We start from the raw sequence: 24,821 nt of genomic DNA, 5'->3' as shown, positions 1-24,821 counted from the left end.
TCGTGGGCTTAATACGTGAACGGGGGTCGTCCCCGGTCAACCCAACGTATCGAGTCAACATGAAAAAGAATCTTCTGGCCCTGGCCGTTCTGTGTGCGATGACCTCCGGCGCTGCCTTCGCGCAGCAGGTTGCGGAAGGTTCCTGGCTGGTGCGTGCACGCGCGGTGCATCTGGACAGCGCCAACAACGGTGCCGCCGGCGACGCGGGCGTGAGCATCAACGACAAGTGGATTCCTGAAGTCGACGTCTCGTACTTCTTCACGCCCAACCTCGCTGCCGAACTGGTCCTGACCTACCCGCAAAAGCACGACGTGCGCCTGAACGGCGACAAGATCGGCTCGCTCAAGCATCTGCCGCCCTCGCTGCTGCTGCAGTACCACTTCACGAACTTCGGCGCGTTCAAGCCGTACGTGGGCGCTGGTGTCAACTACACGCGCTTTTCCAGCGTGAAGCTGCCCGCGGGCCTGGACGTGAAGCGCAACAGCTGGGGCGGTGCCCTGCAAGTGGGCTTCGACTATGCGCTGGACAAGAACTGGTCCCTGAACGTGGACGTGAAGAAGGTGTACATCGACACCGACGTGCGCGGCGTGGGCACTTTCAAGGTTGACCCGGTGTTGTTCGGCGTGGGCGTGGGCTACCGCTTCTAAGCACGCAAGTTCCGTTCTTCATGGTGGGGTGGGCCGGCGCATGCGCCGGCCCTTTTTTTTATCCTCGGCGAACGGTAAATCGATGCTCTCATTAAAGGAGCTATTTGCGCTTGGTGGGAAAGCGCTTCCGCCTGATTTGATCCTTTATTGGCTGGGCGGCGAAAAAGCCAACCACAGCGGGCAATCCGGCACAAGAGGTGCACTGTGGATTGCCCTGCAGATCGCGCGTACGTCCTACCTGAAGAGGTGTCGCTGGATTGCAGGGGCGCGTTGGCAGGTGGCCTACGCTGCAGCGCTATGTCTGCAGTTTCTCCCCTTGCTCGGCTTGACGGCGTCCTTCACCACCTCGGCCTGGCACCGCCGCGGCCGCCCGCGGGTGTGGCCTCGGCCGACGAACGCGGCGAGATCCTGGCCGGCCTGTTGCAGCCGCAGGCGGCGCTCTCACCCAAGTATTTCTATGACCAGCGGGGCTCGGAACTCTTCGAGGCCATCACCCGCCTGCCCGAGTACTACCCCACGCGTACCGAGCGTGCCTTGCTGCGGCGCCACGGGCACGCCATTGCCCAGGCCGTAGGCCCGGCGCGTGTGGTGATCGAGCCCGGGGCGGGCAATTGCGACAAGGCGCGCGAGCTCTGCGCGCTGGTGCGGGCCACGCACTTCGTGGGCGTGGACATCTCCGCCGACTACCTGCGGGATGCCATCGCGCGCCTGCGCGTGGCACTGCCGGGCCTGCATGCCCGCGCCGTGGGCGCGGACATCACCCGGGGTGTGCACCTGCCGCCGGACGTTCCCGGCGCGCGCCGCCTCGTCTTCTACCCCGGCTCGTCCATCGGCAACTTCGACCCGCCCCAGGCACTGGCCCTGCTGCGGCACATGCACGAACTGGCGCTGGACGATGGCGGCCTGCTGATCGGGTTCGACCTGCCCAAGGACGTGGCCGTGCTGGAGGCCGCGTACGACGACGCCGCCGGCGTGACCGCGGCCTTCAACCGCAACGCGCTGGCCCACGTGAACCGCCTGGTCGGCAGCGACTTCGTGCCCGCGCAGTGGCGCCACCGCGCCTTCTTCAACCCCCATGCCTCGCGCATCGAGATGCACCTGGAGGCCGCGGGGCCGCAGCGCGTGCGCTGGCCGGGCGGCGGGCGCGACTTTGCGGCGGGCGAGCGCATCCATACCGAGAACAGCTACAAGTACCCGCTGCCGGATTTCACCGCGTTGCTGCACGACGCGGGTTTCACGCGCACGCAGGCCTGGACGGACGATCGCGGCTGGTTCGCCATGGTGCATGCCCAGGCGTGATGCCGCCAGGGGATACCACATGCGCTTGCCACCCTCGACTCCCACGCTGCCGTCGTCGCCGCAGCAGTCGCAGCCCTCGATGGCGCGGCGCTACGCCGCGGTGCGCGCGGCCACCGAGGCGCTGGCGCGGCCCCTCTCGGCCGAGGACTGCTGCGCCCAGTCCATGCCCGACGCCAGCCCCGTCAAATGGCACCTGGCGCACACGAGCTGGTTCTTCGAGACCTTCGTCCTGGAGGCGCACGAGAGCGGCTTCCGAGCATTCGATCCGGCGTTCCGCGTGCTGTTCAACTCGTACTACCACGGCGTGGGGCGGCAGCACCCGCGCCCGCAGCGTGGGTTGATCACGCGGCCCGACCTGGCCACTGTGCGGGCCTACCGCGCCGACGTGGATGCGCGCATGCAGCAGCTCCTGTCGCAGCCCGAGGTACCGGGTGACGTGCTGGCGCTGGTGGAACTGGGCCTGCAGCATGAGCAGCAGCACCAGGAGCTGATCCTCACCGACGTCAAGCACCTGCTCTGGTGCAACCCGCTGTGGCCGGCCTACCAGGGCACAGCCGCGGCCGTGGTGGTGGACGCCATTGCGGCACAAGACACCGCGTGGCGGCGCCTGGAAGGCGGCCTGGCGCAGATCGGCCACGATGGCGAGGGCTTCGCCTTCGACAACGAGACGCCGCGCCACACCGTCTTCCTGCAACCCTTCGAGATCGCCACCCGACCGGTGACCAACGCGCAGTACCTGGCTTTCGTGCAGGCCGGCGGCTACCGCGAGCCGGCCCACTGGTTGGCCGAGGGCTGGGACTGGCGGCGTGCGCAAGGGCTGGAGCACCCGATCTACTGGCGCGGTGATGGGGAGTGCGGCCAAGGCGGCGGGCCGGGCGGCTGGAGCGAATTCACGCTGACGGGCGAGCGCCGGCTGCATGCTGCGCAACCGGTGGTGCACCTGTCCTATTACGAGGCCGATGCCTTTGCCCGCTGGGCCGGCGCGCGCCTGCCCACGGAAGCCGAATGGGAGGTGGCCGCGGCGGCCTGTGCCGGGCCCGCGGGCTGCGTGGACCATCCCGCAGATGCCGATGTCTTGGACGACGGCAGCCGGCTGCATCCTCGCCCCGCGGCGCCAGCGGGGGGCGGCGACACCCCCCCACCGATGGGCGGCGAGGTCTGGGAATGGACGCAGTCCAGCTACGCCCCGTACCCCGGCTTCGCGCCCGCGCCCGGCGCCGTGGGCGAGTACAACGGCAAGTTCATGGTGAACCAGTACGTGCTGCGCGGCGGCTCCTGCGCCACGCCGCCCGGCCATGTGCGCGCGAGCTACCGCAACTTCTTTCCCGCCACGGCGCGCTGGCAGTTCACGGGCCTGCGGCTGGCACGCGATGCCCGCTGAGCGGTGGGTATGCTCCTGAATCAGGAGCTACTAGCGCTTGCCAGGAAAGCGCTATAGCCGAAAATCGCTTAAACCGCGTCCAGCGCCTGGTGCAGGTCGGCCAGCAGGTCGTCGATGTGCTCGATGCCGATGGACAGGCGCACCATGCCCTCGGTCACGCCCGCCTGGGCCAGTTCTTCGGGATTGAGCTGGCGGTGCGTGGTGGAGGCCGGGTGCGTGGCCAGCGACTTGGCGTCGCCGATGTTCACCAGGCGCGTGAACAGCTGCAGCGCGTCCAGGAAGCGCGCACCGGCGGCGCGCGGGTCGCCGCTGGCCTTCAGGCTGAACGACAGGATGCCCGAGGCGCGGCCCTTCATCTGGCGCTGCACCAGGGCATGGTCCGGGTGGTTCGGCAGGCCCGCGTAGCGCACCCATTCCACCTTGGGGTGGCCCTGCAGCGCCTCGGCGATCTTCTGCGTGTTCTCGCAGATGCGGTCCATGCGCAGCGCCAGCGTCTCGATGCCTTGCAGGATCAGGAAGGCGTTGTGCGGCGAGATGGCAGCGCCCGTGTTGCGCAGCGGCACCACGCGTACGCGGCCGATATAGGCGGCCGGGCCCAGGGCCTCGGTGTAGACCACGCCGTGGTAGCTCACGTCGGGCTCGTTCAGGCGCTTGAAGCGTGCCTTGTGCTCGGCCCAGGGGAACTTGCCGCTGTCCACGATGGCGCCACCCATGCTGTTGCCGTGGCCGGCCAGGTATTTGGTCAGGGCGTGCACCACGATGTCGGCGCCGTGCTCGATGGGGCGCAGCAGGTAGGGGCTGGGCACGGTGTTGTCCACGATCAGCGGCACACCATGCGCATGGGCCACGTCGGCGAGGGCGCGGATGTCGGTCACGTTGCCCAGCGGGTTGCCGATGGATTCGACAAAGATGGCCTTGGTGCGCGCGTCGATCAGCTGGCCGAAGCTGGCGGGATCGCGTGCGTCGGCAAAACGCACCTCGATGCCCTGCTGGGGAAAGGTGTGGGCAAACAGGTTGTAGGTGCCGCCATAGAGCGTGCTGGCGCTGACGATGTTGTCGCCCGCCTCGGCGATGGCCTGGATGGCGTAGGTGATGGCCGCCATGCCCGAGGCCACGGCCACGGCGGCAATGCCGCCCTCCAGCGCCGCGACGCGCTTTTCCAGCACGTCGGTGGTGGGGTTCATGATGCGCGTGTAGATGTTGCCGGGCACCTTCAGGTCGAACAGGTCCGCGCCGTGCTGGGCGCTGTCGAAGGCGTAGGCCACCGTCTGGTAGATGGGCACGGCCACGGACTTGGTGGTGGGGTCGGGCGAATAGCCGGCGTGGACGGCCAATGTCTCGATGCGCATGTGCTTCCTTTGCGGGTGAAGGGGAGGGCGGGGCCCGGCGTCCTGGGGCGCTTCCTAGTGCGAGCCCCTGGGCGCCCTGGGGCGGAGATAGCCGCGCGATTATGGCGGCCCACCCTCCACAGGCCAACGATGCATTGGCAATGTCGATATGCGCCCGCGCGGCGCCGGGCGGGCGTTGCGTTATTCCCGCAGCCTGTGGGCTGTGCTGTGGAAAACCCCGTGGGCAACTGCGCGAAGCCGCGCCAGTCATCGCCTGGCACGCGATGCCCATGTTTTGGGCAGCAGGCCAGGATCAGGCGGAGGTGGGCGCCGGTCGCGTGCGGTAGAACTGCAGGGGCTGGGCCTGCATGTCCTTGAGGTGCTGGTTCATCACCGACTTCTTCATCTTGCCCACCACGTGCATCTCGCAGGGCTTGCAGTCAAAGCGCAGGGTGAGTTTTTCCTTGCCGTTGATGAGTTGCAGCGGCTCGGCCTTGATGGTGCCCTTCACGCCGATCACACCCTTGGCCTGCTTGGGGCACAGGCTCATGGAGAAGCGCACGCAGTGCTTGGTGATCATCAGGCTGACTTCACCTTCTTCCTCTTTCGATTCGTACGCGGCGTCGATCACCTTCACGCCATGCTTCACGTAGAAGTCGTGCGCCTTGTGGTTGAACACATTGGCCAGGTAGGTCAGCGTGTCTTCGGGGAAGGGCACGGGCGGCTGCACCGGCACGGCGCGCGGCAGGCGCACGAAGCCGGCGGTGCGCGCGTCCTCCAGCGCGACCACGGCGTCACGGCGCAACTGGTTCAGTGCCGATGCGGGTACGAACCACGGCTGCGAGAGCTGCAGCGCCATGGCGTGCACGGCGAAGCGGGTGGCGCCAAAGCGCCCGAGCTGATCGCGCAGCGTGGCCTCGGCCTTGACCGCATCGGTGGCTGGCTGGTGGGGCTGGATGACCGACGCAGTGCCCACGAAGCCGTCTTCGTCGGTGAGCGTGAGCGCAAAGCCGTCGGCGGTCTCGGCCAGATGGGCCCACAGGCCGATGCGACGGTCGCTGGATTCCTTCTCCAGCGTGCGCACCCAGTCCATGTCGCGGTTGCGGTTGATCTCCAGGCCGCGGCGCAGGTCCTTGAACTCGGTGATCTCGTTCTTGGGGAACACGCGCCAGATGCCCTTCTTGGGCGCCACGCATTCGGCGCGGTTGATGTGCACGCCCACCAGTTCCTTTTGCAGGTCGTAGTAGCACAGGCCGTCGCCGTTGTGCAGTGCGGTGGCTTTGTCGCTCACCTCCAGCTCGAACCAGTTGTCGCCGATCTGCGTCACCCAGCCGATGGCGCGGCCCGGCGTCTTCGGGGTGTCGAAGGCGCCGATGTCCTCCTTGCGGCCGTTGACGAAGTAGTCGGTGAACTCGCGGTTGAAGTTCTGGTCGGGATCGGGCTCGAACGTGAAGGTGGTGCGGCCGCTGGACGAGCGCGCCAGCGGCTCGGCCGTGAACTCGCGCTCCTCGATGATTTCGTCCAGCAGCTTGCGGTAGTGGGCGGTGATGTTCTTCACGTAACCCATGTCCTTGTAGCGGCCCTCGATCTTGAAGCTGCGCACGCCGGCGTCGATCAGCGCGCGCAGGTTGTCGCTCTGGTTGTTGTCCTTCATCGACAGCACGTGCTTCTCGTGCGCAATGATGCGGCCGGCGCCGTCCAGCACCTCGTAGGGCAGGCGGCAGGCCTGGTTGCAGTCGCCGCGGTTGGCGCTGCGCCCGGTGTGTGCATGGCTGATGTAGCACTGGCCCGAGTACGCCACGCACAGCGCGCCGTGGATGAAGAACTCGATGGTGGTGCGCGCCGGGTCGGTGGCCGCGCGGATGGCGGCGATCTGCGCCAGGTCCAGCTCGCGCGCCAGCACGATCTGCGACAGGCCCACGTCCTGCAGAAAGCGCGCCTTCTCGGGCGTGCGGATATCGGTCTGCGTGCTGGCGTGCAGCTGGATGGGCGGCAGGTCCAGCTCCAGCAGGCCCATGTCCTGGATGATGAGCGCGTCGGCGCCGGCCTCGTACACCTGCCAGGCCATCTGGCGAGCACCCTCCAGCTCGTCGTCGCGCAGAATGGTGTTCAGCGTGATGAAGATGCGGCTGTTGAAACGGTGCGCGTGCTGGATGAGCCGCTCCAGGTCGCGGATGTCGTTGCCCGCCGTGGCCCGCGCGCCAAAGGCGGGGCCGCCGATGTAGACGGCGTCGGCGCCGTGGTTCACGGCCTCAATGCCGATATCGGCGTCGCGCGCGGGGGAAAGCAGTTCGAGCTGGTGGGGCAGGAGGGACATAGGGCGTGAATTATCCCGGTCTGCGCCCGGCCGTGCCGGGGCGGGGGTACCCGGCGGCAGGTGCGCGTCTGGCAAAATTGCGGGTTTTCCCGGATGGTTCATGGACAGGGCGCTTAGCGCGCGTGTGGTTTGTGCGCCTGCCGCTTCCACCGCCAGCGGCACGGCCGGGTTGCGTCCGCCGGCGTGGTTCTTCCTCTGAGATCACATGGATATACAGTTCAGCACCTACTACACCCTGATCTTCGCGGCCATCGTGCTGCTGGTGGGTAAGTTCCTCGTGCAGCGCATCCGCTGGCTGCGCGAATTCAACATTCCGGAACCCGTGGCGGGCGGCCTGGTGGCGGCGCTCATCTCCTGGGGGCTGAACGCCGCGTTCGATGTGCGTGCGTCGTTCGACACCGGCCTGCAGACCGCCTTCATGCTGGTGTTCTTCTCCTCCATCGGGCTGAGCGCCAACTTCCTCAAGCTGCGCGAGGGCGGCATGGGGCTGATCGTCTTCCTGCTGGTCGTGGTGGTGTTCATCGGCGTGCAGAACAGCGTGGGCGTGGCGCTGGCCACCGCGCTGGGGCTGGACCCGCTGATCGGCCTGATCGCGGGCTCCATCACTCTGGTGGGCGGGCACGGCACGGCCGGGGCCTGGGGCTCGGTGCTGGAAAACGACCACGGCATCCCTGGCGCCATCACCTTGGGCATTGCCTGTGCCACCTTCGGCCTGGTCATCGGCGGGCTGATCGGCGGGCCGCTGGCCAAATGGCTGATCCAGCGCCACGGGCTGAAGCACCCGCAGGGCACGGGTGATGCCGGCGCGCTGGAGGCGGGCACGCCGAACTTCGAGTTCCCGCACAAGACGCGCCTGATCACCGCGGACGCGGCCATCGAGACCATGGCACTGTTTGCCGGCTGCCTGGCCTTTGCCGAGTTCATGAGCCAGTTGACGAAGGGCACGGCGCTGCAGCTGCCCACCTTCGTGTGGGCGCTGGGCGGGGGCGTGCTGATCCGCAACGTGCTGGACTACGTCTTCAACTTCGAGGTGTTCGACCGCGCCATCGACGTGTTCGGCAACACCGGGCTGTCCGTCTACCTGGCGATCGCGCTGCTGTCTCTCAAGCTGTGGGAGCTGGCCGGGCTGGCGGGTCCGCTGGTCATCATCCTGGGCGTGCAGACGCTGGTCATGGCGGCCTACGCGGGCTTCGTCACCTTCCGCCTGATGGGAAGCAACTACGATGCGGCCGTTCTCTGTGCGGGGCATTGCGGCTTCGGCATGGGCGCCACGCCCACGGCGGTGGCGAACATGCAGGCCATTACCAACCAGTACGGCGCGTCGCACAAGGCTTTCCTGATCGTGCCCATGGTGGGCGCGTTCTTCATCGACCTGGTCAATGCCGTGGCCATCCAGGTCTTCATCAACGTGTTCGGCTAAGCGCCCACCACGGCGCGGAGGGCAGGCGGTGCGTACAGGATTCGGACTGATCGGGCTGCTGCTGGCCCTGGCCCTCGTGGCCGTACTGGTCAAGAAGCAGATGGGCGCCACGCGCGTCGCCGTGCCGCCCGCCGTGCAGGGGCTGCCGGCGCCGGCGGAGGGCGCCGCCTCCACGGTGCGCGCGCAAAGCCAGCAGGTGCAGCAGCAGGTGAAGCAGCAGATGGACGCACTGATGCAGCAGCCACGCACCCTGCCCGAAGATTGATGACCAAAATGGCCGTTAGCGCTTATTCATCAAGCGCAAGCAGCTATTGAAAGATGAGCGAATCCGACGACGCCCACTGGATGCGCGAGGCCATCGCCCAGGCGCGCGCCGCGCAGCAGGCGGGCGAGGTGCCCGTGGGCGCCGTGCTGGTGCGCGATGGGCAGGTGATCGCCACCGGGCGCAATGCCCCCATCGCCGGGCACGACCCCACGGCGCATGCCGAGATGGCCGCGCTGCGCGCCGGCGCGGCGCAGCTCTCCAACTACCGGCTCGACGGCTGCACGCTCTACGTCACGCTGGAGCCGTGCGCCATGTGCAGCGGCGCCATGCTGCACGCGCGCCTGCCGCGCGTGGTCTACGGCGCGGCGGATGCCAAGACCGGCGCGGCGGGCTCGGTGGTCAACCTGTTCGCCGAGCCGCGTCTCAACCACCAGACCGCGGTGCAAGGCGGCGTGCTGGCCGATGAATGCGGTGCACTGCTGAGCGACTTCTTCCGCGATCGCCGCCGCGCCCAGCGGGCGCAGCAACTGGCCGCCCACCCGCTGCGCCAGGACGCGCTGCGCACGCCCGACGCCGCGTTCGCCCACCTAGGTGGCCCCGCGCCGCATTACGTGAGCGATCTGCCCGCGCTGGCCGGCCTGCGCCTGCACTACCTGGACGAAGGCCCACGCGACGCCGCCCGCACCTGGCTGCTGCTGCATGCCAGCCCTGGCTGGAGCCATGGCTGGCAGCCCATGTTGGCGGCCTTCGCGCAGGCCGGCCACCGCGTGGTAGCGCCGGACCTGATCGGCTTCGGCCGCAGCGACAAACCCAAGAAAGAAGCCGCCCACCGCCTCGACTGGCATCGACAGGTGCTGGCCGAGCTGGTGCAGCGCCTGGCCTTGCGCGGCGTGGTGCAGGTGGCGCAGCCCGGTGCGCCGCTGCTGCCCGATGCGGCGTCGGCGCCCCTGGTGCGCGTGCTGCATGTGCGGCGTGGCGCGCCCTGCGACGCCGCGCCGTTCCCTGATGCCGGCCATCGCGCCGGGCCGCGCGCCTTTGCCCGTTTTGCCGATGCCGATGCCGCGCCGCTCCTCACCGTGCCGGACGCCAGTGCCGCCTCGGCGCTGCGCGCTATGGAATACTTCACCCGCTATGCCTAACCACCCCCACGACTGCGGCCACGATCACTGCGATCACCCTCACGGCCCCCGGCACATCTACATCTACTCCCCTTCTGGCGCGGTGCGCGACAAGGCCGCGTTCAAGCGCGGCATTGCCCGCCTGCAGGCCATGGGCCACGAGGTGGAGGTGGACCCGGACGCGCTCGCGTCCCACACGCGCTTTGCCGGCGACGATGCTACGCGCCTGGCCGCCATCCACCGCGCGGCCGCCAGCGGCGCCGACGTGGCGTTGATCAGCCGCGGCGGCTACGGTCTCACGCGCATCCTGCCGGGCATCCAGTACAAGGCCGTGGCCAAGGCGGTGGAGCGCGGAACCCAGTTCGTGGGCGTGAGCGACTTCACGGCCTTCCAGTCCGCGCTGCTGGCCAAGACCGGCGCCACCACCTGGGCCGGCCCGGCGCTGGTGGGAGACCTGGGCGTGCCGGGCGAGCCCGACGACATCATGCTGGCCTGCCTGGACGATCTGCTCACCGGCCACGGCGAGGGCAGCGGCTGGCGCATGAACGCCGAGAAACCCCGCGCCGACGGCCAGCCCGCCGTGCGCGACATCTACGTGAAGAAGGCCACCCTGTGGGGCGGCAACCTGGCCGTGCTGTGCTCGCTGGTGGGCACGCCGTACTTCCCACAGGTCAAGGGGGGCGTGCTGTTCCTGGAGGACGTGGGCGAACACCCTTACCGCGTCGAACGCCTGCTCACCCAGTTGCTGCACGCCGGCGTGCTGGCCCAGCAAAAGGCCGTGGTGCTGGGCCAGTTCAATGAATACAAGCTCACGCCGCACGACAAGGGCTTCAAGCTGCAGAGCGTGGTGGACTGGCTGCGCACGCAGATCAAGGCGCCCGTGCTCACCAACCTGCCGTTCGGCCATGTGCCCACCAAGGTGCTGCTGCCCGTGGGCGCGGAGGTGTCGCTGTCGGTCGAAGGGCGCGACGCGCTCATCTACTGGGGCCACGCCCACTGAGATGCTATTGATTTAAGAGCTGCCGGCGCTTGAAGGGTGAGCGCGATGGTAGGTTCTGGCTTGAAACGCCGCGACGGCGGGGGAGGCGGCATGGGCAGATTGCAACGCATCGGCGCGGGCGCCGTGGTGGCGCTGGTGGCAGCGCTGCTGCTGGCCGGCAGCGTGGCCGCGGTGTATGCGCTGCGCAGCTTCCCGCAACTGGACGGGGCGCTGCGCGCCGCCGGGCTGCAGCACGCCGTGGCGGTGCGCCGCGACGAAGCCGACGTAACGCACATCGAGGCGCAGACGCCCTGGGACGCGTGGTTCTCCATGGGCTACGTGCATGCGCAGGAGCGCACCTGGCAACTGGAGTTCAACCGCCGGCTGATGCACGGCGAGCTGTCCGAGATCCTCGGCCCCGCCACGCTGGACACCGACAAGCTCATGCGCACGCTGGACATCATGGGTGCGGCGCGCCGCCAGTACGCCGCGCTGCCCGCGTTCGCGCGCGAGGCGCTGCAGGCCTACAGCCGGGGCATCCAGTCCTTCCACGCGGCGCGGACCCAGGCGCTGCCGCCGGAGTTTTTGCTGCTGGGTGCGCGGCGCGGCGGTGCGCAGGGCGTGGCCTGGGCGCCCGAGGACAGCGTGGCCTGGGCGCTGATGATGGCGCTGGACCTGGGCGGCAACTGGGGCAACGAGTTTGCGCGCCTGTCGCTGGCGGCCACGCTGCCCACCGAGCGGCTGTGGCAGCTCATGCCGCCCTATCCTGGCGAGGCACCCGCGACGGCGGTGGACCTGCAGGCGCTGTACCGGTCGCTGGGCGTGTACCGCGCGCCGCAGGCGGCTGCACCGGCCCCGCAGGCCGATGCCGAGTCCGCAGGCGAAGGCGCGGCGCAGGCGCTCCAGGCCTGGTCGCAGGACTTCGTGGCGGGACTGGGCACGCCCGGCGGGCGCGGCAGCAACAACTGGGTGCTGGACGGCACGCGCACGGCCAGCGGCCGGCCGCTGCTGGCCAACGACCCGCACCTGGGCCTGGGCGCGCCGGCGCTGTGGTACTTCGCGCACCTGAAGGCGCCGCAGGGCAGGGCGTCCGACGGCACGCCCGTCGCGGCCATCGACGTGATCGGCGCCACTTTACCGGGCCTGCCCTTCGTGGTGCTGGGCCGCACGGCCGAGGTGGCCTGGGGCTTCACCAACACCGCGCCCGATGTGCAAGACCTGTACATCGAGGCCATCCACCCCGACGACCCCTCGCGCTACCGCACGCCCGAGGGCTGGCAGGGCTTCGAGCAGCGCGAGCACGTGATCCGCGTGAAGGGCCGCCCCGACGTCCGCCACACCGTGCGCAGCACGCGCCATGGGCCGGTGATCAGCGATGCGCAGCCCGCGCTGCACGGCAGCGTGCTGGACCTGCGCCGGCATGTCATCGCGCTGCGCTGGAGTGCACTGGATGCCGACAACCACACCGTGCTGGCGGGCCTGCTGAGCAACCAGGCGCGCTCGGTGGAGGAGCTCTTCGCAGGCATGGCGCACTACCACTCGCCCATGCAGAGCGTGGTGGCGGCGGACGTGCATGGCGCGATCCGCTTCCAGGCCTTTGGGCGCGTGCCCCTGCGTGCGGCCGGCAACGACCTGCGCGGCGTGGCCCCCGCGCCGGGCTGGGAGGCGCGCTACGACTGGCAGGGCTGGCTGCCCCTGGCGCAGACGCCGCAGGACGACGGCGGCGCGCGCGGCTGGATCGCCACGGCCAACCAGCGCATCACGGCGCCGGGCTATCCGCACTTCCTGACGCAGGACTGGGCCTTGCCCTACCGCTACCAGCGCATAGAGCAGCAGCTGGAGGCACGGCGCCTGCACGACCTGCCGTCCCTGCGCGCACTACAGGGCGACACGGTGTCCCCCGCCGCGCTGCGCCTGTTGCCCCATTTGCTGGCGGCTCCGGTCTCGCAGCCGCTGGCGCGGCAGGCCCAGGCGCTGCTGCGCGGCTTTGACGGCGACATGCGCGCCGACCGCGCGGCGCCGCTCATCCTGTCGGTGTGGGCCGACGAGCTCACGCGCGCACTGGTCGTGCCCCGCGTGGGTGAGGAGCGCTTTGCCGCCACCTACGGCCGGCGGGACTTCCGTGCGGGCCTGGAAGGCATGCTGGAGCGCGGCGACACCTGGTGGTGCCCGCCCCACGGCTGCGCCGCACATGCCGGCGCGGCGCTGGAGTGCACCGTGCAGCGCCTGGCCGCGCGCTATGGCGACCAGCCCGAGCGCTGGGCGTGGGGCGCGGCGCATCCGGCGCTTTCCGTGCACAAGCCGCTGGGCAGCGTGCCCGTGCTGTCGCGCTGGTTCAACGTGGGCGTGCCCTCGGGGGGCGATGCGTACAGCGTCAACGTGGGCCAGTACAACGCTGCGCAGCCCGTGGAGCCCTTCGCCAGCCGGCACGCGCCCTCGCTGCGCGCGCTGTACGACCTGCAGGACCCGGAGCGTTCGCTGTTCATTTACCAGACGGGTCAGAGCGGGCTGGTGTTCTCGCCGCGCTACGCCGACATGGCCCAGGCCTGGGCCGGCGGCGGCTACCGCCCCCTGCAGCGCCAGCCGCGCCGCTACGTGCACCAGTTGCAGCTGCGCCCCTAGATACCGGGCGGGCGCACGCCGCGGTGCCGCTTGTCACGCTTGTCACGCCTGTCGCATTACAGTGGCACGGACAACCCTGAAGGAGAGCCGTCCATGACCATCCAGTTGCAGCGCATCGAGGGCACCCCCATGGCCCAGCGCCTCACCATCCGCAGCCACGAATGGGTGGTGGACGGCACGGCCGCCGAAGGCGGCGACGACACCGGCCCCAACCCGCACGACCTGTACGACGCCGCGCTGGGCGGCTGCAAGGCGCTCACGCTGCTGTGGTACGCGCGGCGCAAGGGCTGGGACGTGCAGGACGTGCGCACCGTGGTGGAGCGTGATGCCTCGCAGGAGCGCAGCGGTACCTATCGCCTGGCCACACGGCTGCAAGTGCAGGGCGACTTGAGCGATGCGCAGCTCGCCGAGCTGCAGGCCGCGATCGGCAAATGCCCCGTGCACAAGCTCATGACCCAGGTGACCACCGAGATCACCACCGTGGTGGAGCGCGCATGAGCGCCGGCGCCATTCCTGCGCAGGGTCCTCTGCGCCTGAGCGGGCACTTCAAGGACCTGGGCGGCGGCTTCACCGTGCGCCGCCTGCTGCCGGCGCTGCAGCGCCGGTCGGTGGGGCCCTTCGTGTTCTTCGACCACTTCGGCCCCGCGACGGTGGCGCCTGCATCCGCCTATGACGTACGGCCCCACCCGCACATCGGGCTGGCCACGGTCACCTACCTGTTCGAGGGCGCGATCCTGCACCGCGACAGTTTGGGTTCGCTGCAGCAGATCGAGCCCGGCGCCATCAACTGGATGACGGCGGGGCGCGGCATCGTGCATTCCGAGCGGCGCCCACCCGCGCTCGCGCACAGCACTTATGTGAACCACGGCATCCAGCTCTGGGCGGCGCTGCCGCAGGCGCATGAGGACGTGCCGCCGCATTTCGCCCACACCCCTGCGGACCAGATTCCGGCCTGCCAGCATGGCGGCGCAGCGGTGCGGGTGCTGATCGGCGCGGCCTTCGGCTGCCAGTCGCCCGTGGCCACGTTTGCGCCCACGCTGCTGCTGGATGTGCAGCTGGAGCCGGGTTCTGCGCTGGACCTGCCCGCGCAGGCCGACGAGATGGCGCTCTACACCGTGAGCGAGGGGCTGTGGCTGGACGCCGAGGCGTTGCCCGCGCAGACGCTGGCGCTGCTGGAGCCCGGCCGCTCCACCAGCGTGCGCGCGGGTAAGGCGGGGGCGCGGTGTGTGGTGATCGGCGGCGCCGCGCTGGACGGCCCGCGCCACATCTGGTGGAACTTCGTTTCCAGCCGCAAGGAGCGCATCGTGCAGGCCGCCGATGACTGGGATCGCGACGCCATGGGCCACATCCCGGGCGAGAGCGAACGCATTCCCCTGCCGCCGCGGAGGTTTCTGGGGTAAGTTATTGAAGTCAAAAGTGGCTGTAACGCTTGTTGGGCAAGCGCTAGCAGCTATTTTTTCAGGAGCGATTTGCGCCCGGTCCTTCGGGGGATGGCGTGAGCATCGTGGACTCCACCTTGTTCGCCAACTGGGCCACGGCCAGCGCGGCCGGGCAGCCGGGCATCTGCAGCATCAGCAACTGGCGGCGCATCACCGCGTCGCGCACCGAGGTGTCGGCGGGAATGTCCCCTACGTGGATCAGCCGCATGGGACGGCCGGTGTCGGTGGTCACGAAGCGGTCCAGCACCTGCTGCAACTGCCCGGTGATGGCGCGTCCGTCCCCCGGACGTGCGGCCTGGTTCACCACCAGGCGCACGTGCTGGCGCTTTTGCTGGGTGGCCAGCACCTTGATGGCGGCGTAGGCGTCGGTGAGCGACGTGGGCTCGGGCGTCGCGACGATGAGCACCTCGTGCGCCAGCGAGACGGAAAACAGCACCACGTCCGAGATGCCCGCGCCGGTGTCCAGCAGCACCACGTCAAAGCGGGGTGCCAGCGTGTGGATGACGTTGAGGAATTCGTTGCGCACCTCGGGCGTGAGGCGCGAGTACTCGACCATGCCGGAGCCGGCCAGCAGGACCGAAAAGCCGCCGGGTGCCTTGATCACGGCGTCTTCCAATTGGGCCTTGCCGGTAAAGACGTCGTGCAGCGTGACCTTGGGGTGCAGGTTCAGCACCACGTCCAGGTTGGCCAGGCCCAGGTCGGCATCCAGCACCAGCACGCGGTGCCCGCGGCGGGTGAGGGCGGCCGCCAGGTTGGCGGACACGAAGGTCTTGCCCACGCCGCCCTTGCCGCTGGTGATGGCGATGATGCGTGCGTTGGCGGGTGTGGCGGAGGGCACGGAAGCAGAAGCCGGCGCAGCGGCGCCGGCCGGTGGAGTCGTCGGGTTGGGGGACAGCGCGTCGTTCATCACTGGGCTTTCAATAGGCGCTGCCTGTGGATGGATCCAAAGGCGGGGGCAGGTCGCCCCATCCCGACGGAGTGTATAGCGGGCCGAACAGCAAACTCTTTTCTTCCGCAGTGACCGTGCTGTCGGGTTGTTCTTCGATGCTGATGCAGTTGCGGCCGCCGAGCTTGGCCTTGTACAGCTCGGCATCGGCCCGGTCGGCCCACAGGGCGGTGGTGCTGCGGATCCATTGCAGCGCGAAGGCGCCGCCGATGCTCACGGTGACATTCAACGTGAGCGATGGCGAGATGCGCACGGGCGTGGCTTCGATCGCGCGGCGCACGCGTTCGGCGATCACCCGGCCAAAGCCGAACTGGCAGGCGGGCAGCACGATGGCGAATTCCTCGCCGCCGTAGCGGGCCACGGTGTCCATGGGGCGTACGCAGCTCTCCAGCGTACGCGCGACGGACTGCAGCACGATGTCGCCGGCCAGGTGGCCATGGCGGTCGTTGACCTGCTTGAAATGGTCGATGTCCAGCATCAGCAGCAGCGCGGCTTCGCCCGAGCGCGCGACCCGGTCGATCTCGCGCTCCAGCACCGCACGCACGTGGCGGCGGTTGGCCAGCCCGGTGAGCGGGTCCTTCAGCGAGAGTTCGCACAGGCCGTCAATGAGGTTCTGCAGGTACAGCAGCGGCGTCTGGCCCTGCAGGGACACTTCGGAACCCAACGACTGCGCCACCAGGGCATGGGCCGTGGCCAGACGCAGGTCGCGCAGAGAGACGGAAGCGGGGGACGCGGTGTTTGTCACAACCAGAAACAAATATCTATCGGCAGTGTAGCAGCTATAGCTTCGGTAGCGGCTGAGCTGGGCCACTTGTGTCGGACTGCGGGGCCGAGGCAGGGTTCCCGGCGTCGGGGGGAGCCAGCCTCTGCAGTGCCGCGATGGCCTCGGCGTCGGTGCGGTACAGCGCGAAGTTGGGTCCCGGCGCCAGCGCGCCTGCATTGTCCAGCGTGTGCTGTACCGGTAGCTTGATGCCGGTCACATGCAGCGTGCCGCCGTGGCTTTGCAGCAGCGCGCGCAGGCGGATGAAGGCCTCCACCCCCGTCACGTCGATGCGGTTGATGGGCAGCGCGAACAGGCACAGGTGGCGCATGGACGGGCGCTGGGCCAGCTCGTCGGTCACGCGGCGCTCCAGCGCATTGGCGGAGGCGAAGTCCAGCTCGGCATCCATGCGCAGGGCCAGCAGCTCTGGCGCCAGCGGGGGCAGCTGCCACAGGTGGCGGTCGCGCAGGCTGCCGTCGGGGTGCAGGCCCACCTCGATGATGCGCGGGTGCAGCCGCTGGTAGAGAAAGTGGCTCAGGTTCATCAGCAGGCCCACCAGCACGCCCCAGTACATACGCGGCGCCGTGGCCAGCGTGAGGCCGAAGGTTACGAGGCCGATGGCCGTCTCCACGCGCGAGACGCGCCACAGGCGGAACATGCCGACGGGCTTGATGAGGCTGGTGACCGCCGTCACCACCACGGCGGCCAGCACCGGCTGTGGTACGTGGTACAGGGCCGGCGTGAGCCACAGCAGCGTTGCCAGCACCAGCACCAGCGCGAACAGCGTCGCCCAGCCGCTCTTGGCGCCTGCATACAGGTTGATGGCGGAGCGCGAGAACGACGCGCTGGTGGCAAAGCTGCCGCACAGGCCCGAACTGATCTTGGCCATGCCATGGGCGATCAGGTCTTGGTTCTCGTTCCAGCGGGTGCCGCCCTGGTGGTGCTCTACCTTGGCGCTGGAGGCGGTCTCCAGGAAGCTGACCAGCGTGACGACCATCACCGGCATCACCAGCGCGCCCATTTCTTCCCACGAGAGCCATCCCGGCCAGTACAGCGTCGGCAGGCCGGAGGGCAAGTGGCCGATCACGGCGCCGTCGGCATCGGCATAGCCTATGGCCCAGCTGATGAGTGCCGCCAGCGCGATCACCACGATGGCGGCCGGGAAGCTGGAGCGCCAGCGCCGCGCCAGCACCAGGCAGCCCAGGCTGCCCAGGCCGAACGCCAGCGCGCGCAGGTCGAAGTGGTGCAGCGACGGGCTGACCGCCAGGGCGCTCCAGCTGGTGCGAAGGCCCAACAGGTCGGGCAGTTGCGAGGCCAGGATCAGCAACGCCGCAGCCTGCGTGAAGCCGCCCAGCACCGGCGAGGTCACCAGGTTGAGCAGCCAGCCGAAACGCACCACGCCCAGCAGCAGCTGCAGCAGGCCCGACAGCAGGGCCATCCACACCGCCAGCGTGACCCAATGGGCGCTGCCGGGCTCGGCCAGCCCGGTGATCGACGCGCCGATGAGCAGGCTGGTGAGCGCCGTGGGCCCGACGCCCAGGCGGGTGGATGAGCTCCACAGCACGGCTACCAGTGCCGGCACCAGCGATGCGTAGATCCCCGTCACTAGCGGCATGCCGGCCAGCGCGGCGTACGCCACGCCCTGCGGCACCAGCATCAGCCCGACGGTCATGCCGGCCCAGAACTCGCCCTGCAGCAGCGCGGATGTCGGGCGGGGCCAGGAGAGAAAGGGAAACCAGCGATGCAGCAAGGATGAGGCCATGGGCCGATTGTCCAGGCTTGCGTCGGCACGTGCCTGAAAGCCGCTGTTGTCCTACTGCGGTTTCGGTCCTCTCCGACCGGCTCGGCAGCCAGGGCTTTCTACAGTGGACTCCGTACCCACTGGAAGGAGATATGCCCATGACAACCCCTCTTTTTCGAGCGTCGCGCTGGACCGTTTTCGCCGCTTCCGCTGCCCTGGCCGCCGGGCTGAGTGCTTGCAATAAGGCGGAGGAACCCACGGCCGGGCAACGCCTGGATTCCGCCATCAACAAGACCGAACAGGCGGCCCAGGATGCCAAGCAAAAAATGGAATCCGCGGCGCAGGAAGCCGGGCAGGCTTCACGCAACGCCACGGCCGACGCAGCCGCCCTTATGGACGATGCCGGCATCACCACCAAGGTGAACGCGGGCCTGGCGCAAGACCCGGACCTCAGCGCCATCAAGATCGACGTGGACACCCGTGCGGGCGTCGTCACGCTCAATGGCCCCGTGAAAAGCGAGCAGGCCCGTGACCGCGCCAGCCAGATCGCACAGGCCGTTCCGGGCGTGACCTCGGTGGTCAACAACCTCACCATCTCCAGCGGCGGCTGAGCCTGGGTGGGGGACAGGCTCTACCATCGGCGCATGAAGCAGCCCTCCCCACCCGACCTGTCCACCCGCCTCATTCACCACGAGTACACACCGCCGCAGGGTTTCCATGCCCCGCAGCCAGCGGTGCACAAGGCGTCCACCGTCATCTTCCCCAACGTCGCCGCAATGCGCGCGCGCGAGTGGAAGGACAAGAGCAGCTACACCTACGGGCTGCACGGCACGCCCACGACCTACCAGCTGGAAGAGCGCCTGGCCACGCTGGAAGGCGGGCTGCAGTGCCTGCTGGTGCCCAGCGGCCTGGCGGCCATTTCCACCGTATCGCTGGCGCTGCTGCGCCAGGGCGACGACGTGCTGATCCCGGACAACGCCTATGGTCCCAACAAGGCACTGGCCGAGGTGGAGTTGCGCCACTACGGCATCGGCCACCGTATCTATGACCCCTTGGACCCGGCGGACCTCGCATCCAAGATCACCGACGCCACGCGGCTGGTGTGGCTGGAGGCGCCGGGCTCCGTGACGTTGGAGTTCCCCGACCTGGTGGAGCAGGTGCGCATCTGCCGCGCACGCGGCGTGGCTACGGTGCTGGACAACACCTGGGGCGCGGGCCTGGCTTTCGCACCCTTCGACCTGCTGGGCCATGGTGCGGGTGCCGAGGGCGCGCTGGGCGTGGACGTGTCCGTGCATGCGCTCACCAAGTACCCCAGCGGCGGGGGCGATGTGCTGATGGGCAGCATCACCACCCGCGACGAAGGCTTGCATCTGCGCATCAAACTCACGCATATGCGGCTCGGGCTCGGAGTGGGGGCGAACGACGTGGAAGCGGTCTTGCGGGCGCTGCCCAGCATGGCGCTGCGCTACCACGCGCACGATGCGGCCGCGCGCGACCTGGCGCAGTGGATGGGCTTGCAGCCCGCGGTGGCCCAGGTGCTGCACCCGGCGCTGCCCGGATCGCCCGGCCATGCGCAGTGGAAGGCGCTGTGCGGCGCAGCCAATGGCGGGCAGGGCGCTGCCGCCGGCCTCTTCAGCGTGGTCATTGACGCACGCCACAGCCAGGCGCAAGTGGATGCCTTTTGCGACGGCCTGCGCCTGTTCAAGCTGGGCTACAGCTGGGGCGGGCCGATGAGCCTGGTGGTGCCCTACGACCTGCCCAGCATGCGCACGGGCGCCACCGCGCATCTGCGGCCCGGCACCGTGGTGCGCTTCTCCGTGGGGCTGGAGGCCGTGGACGACCTGCGTGCCGACCTGGCGCAGGCGATGCACCAGGCCTTTGGAGCTGCCTGATGCGTTGGCGGCTGGCGCGGCGAGGGTGGTAGTTTCCTTGATGGTGGTCAGGCAGTCAGGTGGTTAAGGTGGCAGCAACGCCACTGCCGCAGCGATGCCGACCGCCATGTCTGATTCTTCCGCGCCAGTCACCTCCGCGCCGGTGTCCGCACCGGTGACTCTCAACCCCTTGCGCTGGCCGGACCCGCTGCGTTGGCTCGTGCTGGGGGCGCGCGACATGATGGCCGCGCCCGGCGTGGCGCTGTTCTACGGTACGTGGTTCTGGGGCATGGCACTCCTGCTGGGCTGGGTGTTCCAGGCGCGGCCGGAATACACCATGTCGTTTGCCAGCGGCTGCCTGCTGGTGGGCCCCTTCCTGGCCATGGGGCTATACGACACCAGCCGCCGGCGCGAACAGGGATTGGCGCCCGACCTGGGCGAATCGCTGACCTGTTGGGACCGCCACCTGGGCAGCATGGGCATGCTGGTACTCGTACTTGTGGTGCTGGAACTGCTGTGGGGCCGCGCGTCGCTCGTGGTGTTTGCCGTGTTCTTCAACACCGGCATGCCGTCCACCACGGGGGTGGTGCAGGCGGTGTTCAACCCGGGCAACTGGCAGTTCGTCGCCGTGTACCTGCTGGTGGGCAGTGTGTTCGCGGCCCTGGTGTTCTCCAGCATGGTGGTGTCCATTCCGATGATTCTGGACCGCGACACCGATGCGCTCACGGCCGGCATTGCGAGCATGCGGGTGGTGGTGGAAAACCCCGGCGTGATGCTGCTGTGGGGCCTGCTCATCACGGCGCTGGTGGCGTTGTCGCTGTTCGCCTGGGGCGCGGGCTTGCTGGTGGTGGGGCCGGTGCTGGGGCATGCCAGTTGGCATGCCTACCGCGCGGCGGTGGCGGCGCCCACTGCGCCCCTTGCGCCCGCGCAGGCGCCGCAGAGCGCCGGCTGATTCTCTGACGGTGGTTTACAGCAACGCGCGCAGCGCGGGCCACACGTTGTCCAGCATGCGCGGGTGCGCCTGGGCCGTGGGGTGGATGCGGTCGGGCTGGAACAGCGCCGTGGGATCGGGCCCATCGGCCACGCCCTTGAGCAGGAAGGGCACGAGCGCCGCCTTGCGCTCCTGGGCCACGTTTTCGAAGACCTCGGCGAACTGCCGGGTGTAGTTGGCGCCGTAGTTAGGCGGCACCTGCACACCCACCAGCAGCACGCGCGCGCCCGCGGCCTGGGCCTGTTCGGTCATCCACGCCAGGTTGCCCTGGGTGCTGGCCAGCGGCAGGCCGCGCAAGGCGTCGTTGCCGCCGAGTTCGATCACCACATGCGTAGGCCGGTGCTGCTGGAGCAGTGCGGCCAGCCGCGCACGGCCGCCGGCGGTGGTGTCGCCGCTCACGCTGGCGTTGACCACCGTGGCGGGGATCTTCTCCTGCGCTAGCCGCTTGTCCAGCAGCGCCACCCAGCCGGTGCCGCGCGGAAGGCCGTATTCGGCGCTGAGCGAGTCGCCCACCACCAGGATCACGGGGGCGCGGGTGGGCTTCTTGCCACCGGACTGCGCAAGGGCGGGCGCCGCGCCCCACAGGGCCAGGGCGCCCGCCACGATAAAGTCACGCCGAACCATATGCTTCACTGCCGAGAACCTTTCATGTCCGAAACCTCCGCCGCCACGGCCCCTGCCGCCTCCAACGACCGCATGCCGCCCGAATCCATCATCGCGGTCGAGCATGTGTCCAAGTCCGTCACGGACTCCACGGGTACGCTGGAGATTTTGCGGGATATCGATTTCCGCCTGGCGCCGCGGGAGACTGCGGCCATCGTGGGCGCCTCGGGCTCCGGCAAGAGCACGCTGCTGTCCATCATCGCCGGGCTGGACACGCCCACGCGCGGCACGGTGCGCCTGGGCGGGCAGGACCTGTTCGCACTGGACGAGGACGACCGCGCAGCACTGCGCGCGCGGCAGGTGGGCTTCGTGTTCCAGAGCTTTCAGCTCATGGGCAACCTCACGGCGCTGGAGAACGTGATGCTGCCCCTGGAGTTGGCGGGCATCCGCGATGCACGCCGCCGCGCGACCGACATGCTGGAGCGCGTCGGCCTGGGCCAGCGCCTGACGCACTATCCCAAGGTGCTGTCGGGCGGTGAGCAGCAGCGCGTGGCGCTGGCGCGCGCCTTCGTGGTGGAGCCCGCCGTGCTGCTGGCCGACGAGCCCACGGGCAGCCTGGACTTCGCCACGGGAGAGACCATCATGGAACTGATGCTGGCCCTCAACCGCGAGCAGGGCACCACGCTGGTGCTGGTCACGCATGACCGCGGCATTGCCGCGCGCTGCGACCGGCGCATCACCATTGAGGCCGGACGGCTGGTCGATAACTCCTGAAAGAATAGCTGCCAGCGCTTGATGGTAGCTGGTTTTCAATGAATTTCATATTGAAACCCTTGCATAGCATGCGCTGACAGCTCTCGTATCGATAGCGAGCTGGTGGTGAATCAGAGCTGCGCCTTGCGCTCCTGTGCCAGGCAGGCGGCGGCGGTGAAGATCACGTCGGTGGAGGAATTCAGCGCCGTCTCGGCCGAATCCTGCAGGATGCCAATGATGAAGCCGATGGCCACTACCTGCATCGCCACGTCGTTGCCGATGCCGAACAGGCTGCACGCCAGCGGAATCAGGAGCAGCGAGCCGCCGGCCACGCCCGATGCGCCGCAGGCGCACAGCGACGCAACTACGCACAGCAGCAGCGCGGTCGGCAGATCCACCTGGATGCCCAGGGTGTTGGCCGCGGCCAGCGACAGCACGCTGATGGTGATGGCCGCGCCGGCCATGTTGATGGTGGCGCCCAGCGGAATGGCGATGCTGTAGGTGTCCTCGTTCAGGCGCAGGCGCTTGGCCAGGGCCAGGTTGATCGGGATGTTGGCGGCAGAGCTGCGCGTGAAGAACGCCGTCACGCCGCTCTCGCGCAGGCACATCAACACCAGCGGATAGGGGTTGCGGCGGATCGCCACGTACACGATCAGCGGGTTGACCACCAGCGCCACGAACAGCATGCAGCCCAGCAGCACGGCCAGCAGTTGGGCATAACCCCACAGCACCTGCGCGCCGGCTTCTGCAAAGGTGCTCGCCACCAGGCCCAGGATACCCAGAGGCGCCAGACGGATCACCAGCTGGATCACCTGCGTCATGGCCGCTGCGCCGTCCTGCAGCATGGCGCGCGTGCCCGCGCTGGCGTGGCGCAGCGCCAGGCCCAGCGCAATGGCCCAGGCCAGGATGCCGATGTAGTTGGCCTCCAGCAGCGCCTTGACCGGGTTTTCGACCACGCTCTTGAGCACGTTCATCAGCACCTCGGACACCGACCCCGGCCCCGCGGCGGCCTGTGCGGGCGCCTGCAGCGTGAGCGTGCTGGGAAACCACATGCTGGCCACCACACCCACGGTGGCCGCGGCCAGCGTGCCCACCGCGTACAGCACCAGCACTGGGCGGATGTGCGTCGTCTCGCCCGGTGTGTGGTTGCTGATGGCGGCCATCACCAGCACGAACACCAGCACCGGCGCCACCGCCTTCAGGGCCGAGATGAACAACGAGCCAAGTATGGCCAAGTGGGGCGTTGCGGCCGGCCATACAGCCGCCAGCACAATGCCGATGACCACGGCGATGGCGATCTGGGTGACCAGACTGGTGCGCTGCACCCAGCGCAACAGGGGAGAGAGGATCATGATCTGAACAGAAGGAGGGCCTGAGCCGCTGCGCAGGCCGCGCAGCGCGGCGCCTTGTGGCAGGCGCGGCCGCCACAGGGACGGCCATGAAGGCGGTCAGGCAAGCGGCGCCGCTTGTGGCAGCGGCCCGTTTGTCAAGGGAAGAAACGCGGATTTTAGCGGCTGTCCGGCGGTGGCCTGCGCCGCGCCACGGTGCCAGTGGGGGGCGCTGGCGGGATAATCGCAACCCATGTCCTCCCCCAAAGTCCTCTTCGGCTTTCACGCCGTGGGCGTGCGCCTGAAGACCGCGCCGCAAAGCATCATCGAGATCTATTACGAGCCCACGCGCCGCGACGCGCGCATGCGCCAGTTCCTGGAGCGCGCACGCGAGGCGGGGGCGCGCCTGATCGAAGCCGACGGCCTGCGCCTGGCCAAGCTGGCCGGCAGCCATGGCCACCAGGGCGTGGCGGCGCGGGTCGAGGCCGTGGCGCAGGTGCGCACGCTGGACGGGCTGCTGGACGAGCTGGAGGCCCGCGGCGTGAAAAACCCGCTGCTGCTGGTGCTGGACGGCGTGACCGACCCGCACAACCTGGGCGCCTGCTTGCGCGTGGCCGATGGCGCGGGCGCGCATGCGGTGATCGCCCCCAAGGACCATGCGGTGGGCATCAACGCCACCGTGGCCAAGGTGGCCAGCGGCGCGGCCGAGACGGTGCCGTACTTCATGGTCACGAACCTGGCGCGCACGCTGAACGAGCTCAAGGAGCGCAACATCTGGGTCATCGGCACCAGTGGCGATGCCGACAAGACGCTGTACCAGGTGGACCTGAAAGGCCCGGTCGCCCTGGTGCTGGGCGCCGAGGGCCCGGGCATGCGCCAACTCACGCGCAAGACCTGCGATGAGCTGGTGAAGATCCCTATGCAGGGCGCTGTCGAGAGCCTGAACGTGTCGGTGGCCAGCGCGGTGTGCCTCTACGAGGCGCTGCGCCAGCGCGCCTGAACGCCGAAGGCGC

The 24,821-nt window shown here is 69.0% G+C and carries 22 protein-coding genes; 15 read left to right on the top strand and 7 right to left on the bottom strand.

The annotated features are described in order from the left end of the window. Positions 1–59 precede the first annotated feature (59 nt). The 3 genes from MRB47_RS11945 to egtB all read left to right on the top strand — a co-directional run bounded on the left by MRB47_RS11945 (position 60) and on the right by egtB (position 3,327). Positions 60–647, top strand: a complete 588-nt coding sequence (locus tag MRB47_RS11945) for an OmpW/AlkL family protein (RefSeq protein ID WP_011805496.1) — start codon at positions 60–62, stop codon at positions 645–647. Positions 648–944: 297 nt separating this feature from the next. Next, positions 945–1,946: an L-histidine N(alpha)-methyltransferase gene (egtD, locus tag MRB47_RS11940; RefSeq protein ID WP_252100814.1), complete on the top strand. Its 1,002-nt coding sequence runs from the start codon at positions 945–947 to the stop codon at positions 1,944–1,946. Between the two features lie 19 nt (positions 1,947–1,965). Then, positions 1,966–3,327 (top strand): ergothioneine biosynthesis protein EgtB, encoded by a 1,362-nt coding sequence (gene egtB / locus MRB47_RS11935; protein WP_252100813.1) that lies wholly within the window; start codon positions 1,966–1,968, stop codon positions 3,325–3,327. A 68-nt stretch (positions 3,328–3,395) separates the two neighbouring features. Here egtB and MRB47_RS11930 read toward each other — a convergent pair whose 3' ends face one another. Further along, positions 3,396–4,676 carry an O-acetylhomoserine aminocarboxypropyltransferase/cysteine synthase family protein gene (locus MRB47_RS11930; protein ID WP_015913148.1) on the bottom strand — a complete coding sequence of 427 codons (1,281 nt, stop codon included), beginning with the start codon at positions 4,674–4,676 and terminating at the stop codon, positions 3,396–3,398. A gap of 292 nt (positions 4,677–4,968) precedes the next feature. Then, positions 4,969–6,972: a peptidase U32 family protein gene (locus MRB47_RS11925; RefSeq protein ID WP_252100812.1), complete on the bottom strand. Its 2,004-nt coding sequence runs from the start codon at positions 6,970–6,972 to the stop codon at positions 4,969–4,971. Between the two features lie 205 nt (positions 6,973–7,177). On the opposite strand from MRB47_RS11925, the gene gltS reads away from it, so the two are divergent. From gltS to MRB47_RS11890, 7 genes are all read left to right on the top strand, one after another. Continuing rightward, positions 7,178–8,392 carry a sodium/glutamate symporter gene (gene gltS / locus MRB47_RS11920; protein ID WP_011805491.1) on the top strand — a complete coding sequence of 405 codons (1,215 nt, stop codon included), beginning with the start codon at positions 7,178–7,180 and terminating at the stop codon, positions 8,390–8,392. 28 nt (positions 8,393–8,420) lie between these two features. Further along, a complete protein-coding gene (locus tag MRB47_RS11915; RefSeq protein WP_015913150.1) occupies positions 8,421–8,657 on the top strand; it encodes a hypothetical protein in 237 nt (78 codons plus the stop codon). A gap of 53 nt (positions 8,658–8,710) precedes the next feature. Then, entirely contained in the window at positions 8,711–9,796 is a 1,086-nt protein-coding gene (tadA, locus tag MRB47_RS11910) for a tRNA adenosine(34) deaminase TadA (protein WP_252100811.1), read from the top strand. Further along, a complete protein-coding gene (locus tag MRB47_RS11905) occupies positions 9,789–10,775 on the top strand; it encodes an LD-carboxypeptidase (RefSeq protein WP_103738730.1) in 987 nt (328 codons plus the stop codon). Before tadA ends, MRB47_RS11905 begins: the two co-directional genes overlap by 8 nt. 90 nt (positions 10,776–10,865) lie before the next feature. After that, entirely contained in the window at positions 10,866–13,376 is a 2,511-nt protein-coding gene (locus MRB47_RS11900) for a penicillin acylase family protein (protein WP_252100810.1), read from the top strand. A gap of 93 nt (positions 13,377–13,469) precedes the next feature. Next, the gene (locus MRB47_RS11895; RefSeq protein ID WP_252100809.1) at positions 13,470–13,874 is read left to right on the top strand and encodes an OsmC family protein; all 405 of its coding nucleotides are present in this window, start codon (positions 13,470–13,472) and stop codon (positions 13,872–13,874) included. Next, a complete protein-coding gene (locus MRB47_RS11890; RefSeq protein ID WP_252100808.1) occupies positions 13,871–14,776 on the top strand; it encodes a pirin family protein in 906 nt (301 codons plus the stop codon). The genes MRB47_RS11895 and MRB47_RS11890 overlap by 4 nt, the downstream gene beginning before the upstream one ends. A gap of 58 nt (positions 14,777–14,834) precedes the next feature. Here MRB47_RS11890 and MRB47_RS11885 read toward each other — a convergent pair whose 3' ends face one another. The 3 genes from MRB47_RS11885 to MRB47_RS11875 are packed head-to-tail and all read right to left on the bottom strand — an operon-like array spanning position 14,835 to position 18,283. After that, the gene (locus MRB47_RS11885) at positions 14,835–15,722 is read right to left on the bottom strand and encodes a MinD/ParA family protein (protein WP_088886920.1); all 888 of its coding nucleotides are present in this window, start codon (positions 15,720–15,722) and stop codon (positions 14,835–14,837) included. Positions 15,723–15,732: 10 nt separating this feature from the next. Further along, positions 15,733–16,506: a GGDEF domain-containing protein gene (locus MRB47_RS11880; RefSeq protein WP_103738755.1), complete on the bottom strand. Its 774-nt coding sequence runs from the start codon at positions 16,504–16,506 to the stop codon at positions 15,733–15,735. Between the two features lie 34 nt (positions 16,507–16,540). After that, positions 16,541–18,283, bottom strand: a complete 1,743-nt coding sequence (locus MRB47_RS11875; RefSeq protein ID WP_252100807.1) for a SulP family inorganic anion transporter — start codon at positions 18,281–18,283, stop codon at positions 16,541–16,543. Between the two features lie 137 nt (positions 18,284–18,420). Here MRB47_RS11875 and MRB47_RS11870 point away from each other — a divergent pair, with 137 nt between their 5' ends. The 3 genes from MRB47_RS11870 (at position 18,421) to MRB47_RS11860 (ending at position 21,085) form a co-directional block, all read left to right on the top strand. Further along, positions 18,421–18,873 carry a BON domain-containing protein gene (locus MRB47_RS11870; protein WP_252100806.1) on the top strand — a complete coding sequence of 151 codons (453 nt, stop codon included), beginning with the start codon at positions 18,421–18,423 and terminating at the stop codon, positions 18,871–18,873. Positions 18,874–18,906: 33 nt separating this feature from the next. Then, on the top strand, positions 18,907–20,154 hold the full coding sequence (locus MRB47_RS11865) for a PLP-dependent transferase (RefSeq protein ID WP_252100805.1): 1,248 nt from the start codon (positions 18,907–18,909) through the stop codon (positions 20,152–20,154). Positions 20,155–20,248: 94 nt separating this feature from the next. Further along, positions 20,249–21,085, top strand: coding sequence for a DUF2189 domain-containing protein (locus MRB47_RS11860; protein ID WP_015913159.1), 837 nt, complete (start codon positions 20,249–20,251; stop codon positions 21,083–21,085). A gap of 15 nt (positions 21,086–21,100) precedes the next feature. Here MRB47_RS11860 and MRB47_RS11855 read toward each other — a convergent pair whose 3' ends face one another. Further along, entirely contained in the window at positions 21,101–21,748 is a 648-nt protein-coding gene (locus MRB47_RS11855) for an arylesterase (RefSeq protein ID WP_011805479.1), read from the bottom strand. Between the two features lie 24 nt (positions 21,749–21,772). Between MRB47_RS11855 and MRB47_RS11850 the strand changes: the two genes are divergently transcribed. Beyond that, entirely contained in the window at positions 21,773–22,501 is a 729-nt protein-coding gene (locus MRB47_RS11850) for an ABC transporter ATP-binding protein (RefSeq protein ID WP_047350314.1), read from the top strand. Positions 22,502–22,611: 110 nt separating this feature from the next. Here MRB47_RS11850 and sstT read toward each other — a convergent pair whose 3' ends face one another. Continuing rightward, positions 22,612–23,832, bottom strand: a complete 1,221-nt coding sequence (sstT, locus tag MRB47_RS11845; RefSeq protein ID WP_252100804.1) for a serine/threonine transporter SstT — start codon at positions 23,830–23,832, stop codon at positions 22,612–22,614. A gap of 229 nt (positions 23,833–24,061) precedes the next feature. On the opposite strand from sstT, the gene rlmB reads away from it, so the two are divergent. Next, the gene (gene rlmB, locus MRB47_RS11840; RefSeq protein ID WP_252100803.1) at positions 24,062–24,808 is read left to right on the top strand and encodes a 23S rRNA (guanosine(2251)-2'-O)-methyltransferase RlmB; all 747 of its coding nucleotides are present in this window, start codon (positions 24,062–24,064) and stop codon (positions 24,806–24,808) included. The last annotated feature ends 13 nt before the right edge of the window (positions 24,809–24,821 follow it).

It is taken from the genome of Diaphorobacter sp. LI3, assembly GCF_022807955.1.
GTDB lineage: Bacteria > Pseudomonadota > Gammaproteobacteria > Burkholderiales > Burkholderiaceae_C > Diaphorobacter > Diaphorobacter nitroreducens.
The sequence above is the reverse complement of the archived record's forward strand: the minus strand, read 5'-3'. Positions and strand labels throughout refer to the sequence as shown.

Excerpts from the sequence above, each read along its gene's own strand:
- MRB47_RS11930 (WP_015913148.1), bottom strand. The coding sequence starts at position 4,676 with ATGCGCATCGAGACATTGGCCGTCCACGCCGGCTATTCGCCCGACCCC.
- MRB47_RS11890 (WP_252100808.1), top strand. The coding sequence starts at position 13,871 with ATGAGCGCCGGCGCCATTCCTGCGCAGGGTCCTCTGCGCCTGAGCGGG.
- egtD (WP_252100814.1), top strand. The coding sequence starts at position 945 with ATGTCTGCAGTTTCTCCCCTTGCTCGGCTTGACGGCGTCCTTCACCAC.
- MRB47_RS11860 (WP_015913159.1), top strand. The coding sequence starts at position 20,249 with ATGCCGACCGCCATGTCTGATTCTTCCGCGCCAGTCACCTCCGCGCCG.
- MRB47_RS11855 (WP_011805479.1), bottom strand. The coding sequence starts at position 21,748 with ATGGTTCGGCGTGACTTTATCGTGGCGGGCGCCCTGGCCCTGTGGGGC.
- MRB47_RS11850 (WP_047350314.1), top strand. The coding sequence starts at position 21,773 with ATGTCCGAAACCTCCGCCGCCACGGCCCCTGCCGCCTCCAACGACCGC.
- tadA (WP_252100811.1), top strand. The coding sequence starts at position 8,711 with ATGAGCGAATCCGACGACGCCCACTGGATGCGCGAGGCCATCGCCCAG.
- MRB47_RS11945 (WP_011805496.1), top strand. The coding sequence starts at position 60 with ATGAAAAAGAATCTTCTGGCCCTGGCCGTTCTGTGTGCGATGACCTCC.
- MRB47_RS11885 (WP_088886920.1), bottom strand. The coding sequence starts at position 15,722 with ATGAACGACGCGCTGTCCCCCAACCCGACGACTCCACCGGCCGGCGCC.
- MRB47_RS11865 (WP_252100805.1), top strand. The coding sequence starts at position 18,907 with ATGAAGCAGCCCTCCCCACCCGACCTGTCCACCCGCCTCATTCACCAC.
- MRB47_RS11900 (WP_252100810.1), top strand. The coding sequence starts at position 10,866 with ATGGGCAGATTGCAACGCATCGGCGCGGGCGCCGTGGTGGCGCTGGTG.
- MRB47_RS11905 (WP_103738730.1), top strand. The coding sequence starts at position 9,789 with ATGCCTAACCACCCCCACGACTGCGGCCACGATCACTGCGATCACCCT.
- MRB47_RS11895 (WP_252100809.1), top strand. The coding sequence starts at position 13,470 with ATGACCATCCAGTTGCAGCGCATCGAGGGCACCCCCATGGCCCAGCGC.
- egtB (WP_252100813.1), top strand. The coding sequence starts at position 1,966 with ATGCGCTTGCCACCCTCGACTCCCACGCTGCCGTCGTCGCCGCAGCAG.
- sstT (WP_252100804.1), bottom strand. The coding sequence starts at position 23,832 with ATGATCCTCTCTCCCCTGTTGCGCTGGGTGCAGCGCACCAGTCTGGTC.
- MRB47_RS11875 (WP_252100807.1), bottom strand. The coding sequence starts at position 18,283 with ATGGCCTCATCCTTGCTGCATCGCTGGTTTCCCTTTCTCTCCTGGCCC.
- MRB47_RS11870 (WP_252100806.1), top strand. The coding sequence starts at position 18,421 with ATGACAACCCCTCTTTTTCGAGCGTCGCGCTGGACCGTTTTCGCCGCT.
- rlmB (WP_252100803.1), top strand. The coding sequence starts at position 24,062 with ATGTCCTCCCCCAAAGTCCTCTTCGGCTTTCACGCCGTGGGCGTGCGC.
- gltS (WP_011805491.1), top strand. The coding sequence starts at position 7,178 with ATGGATATACAGTTCAGCACCTACTACACCCTGATCTTCGCGGCCATC.
- MRB47_RS11925 (WP_252100812.1), bottom strand. The coding sequence starts at position 6,972 with ATGTCCCTCCTGCCCCACCAGCTCGAACTGCTTTCCCCCGCGCGCGAC.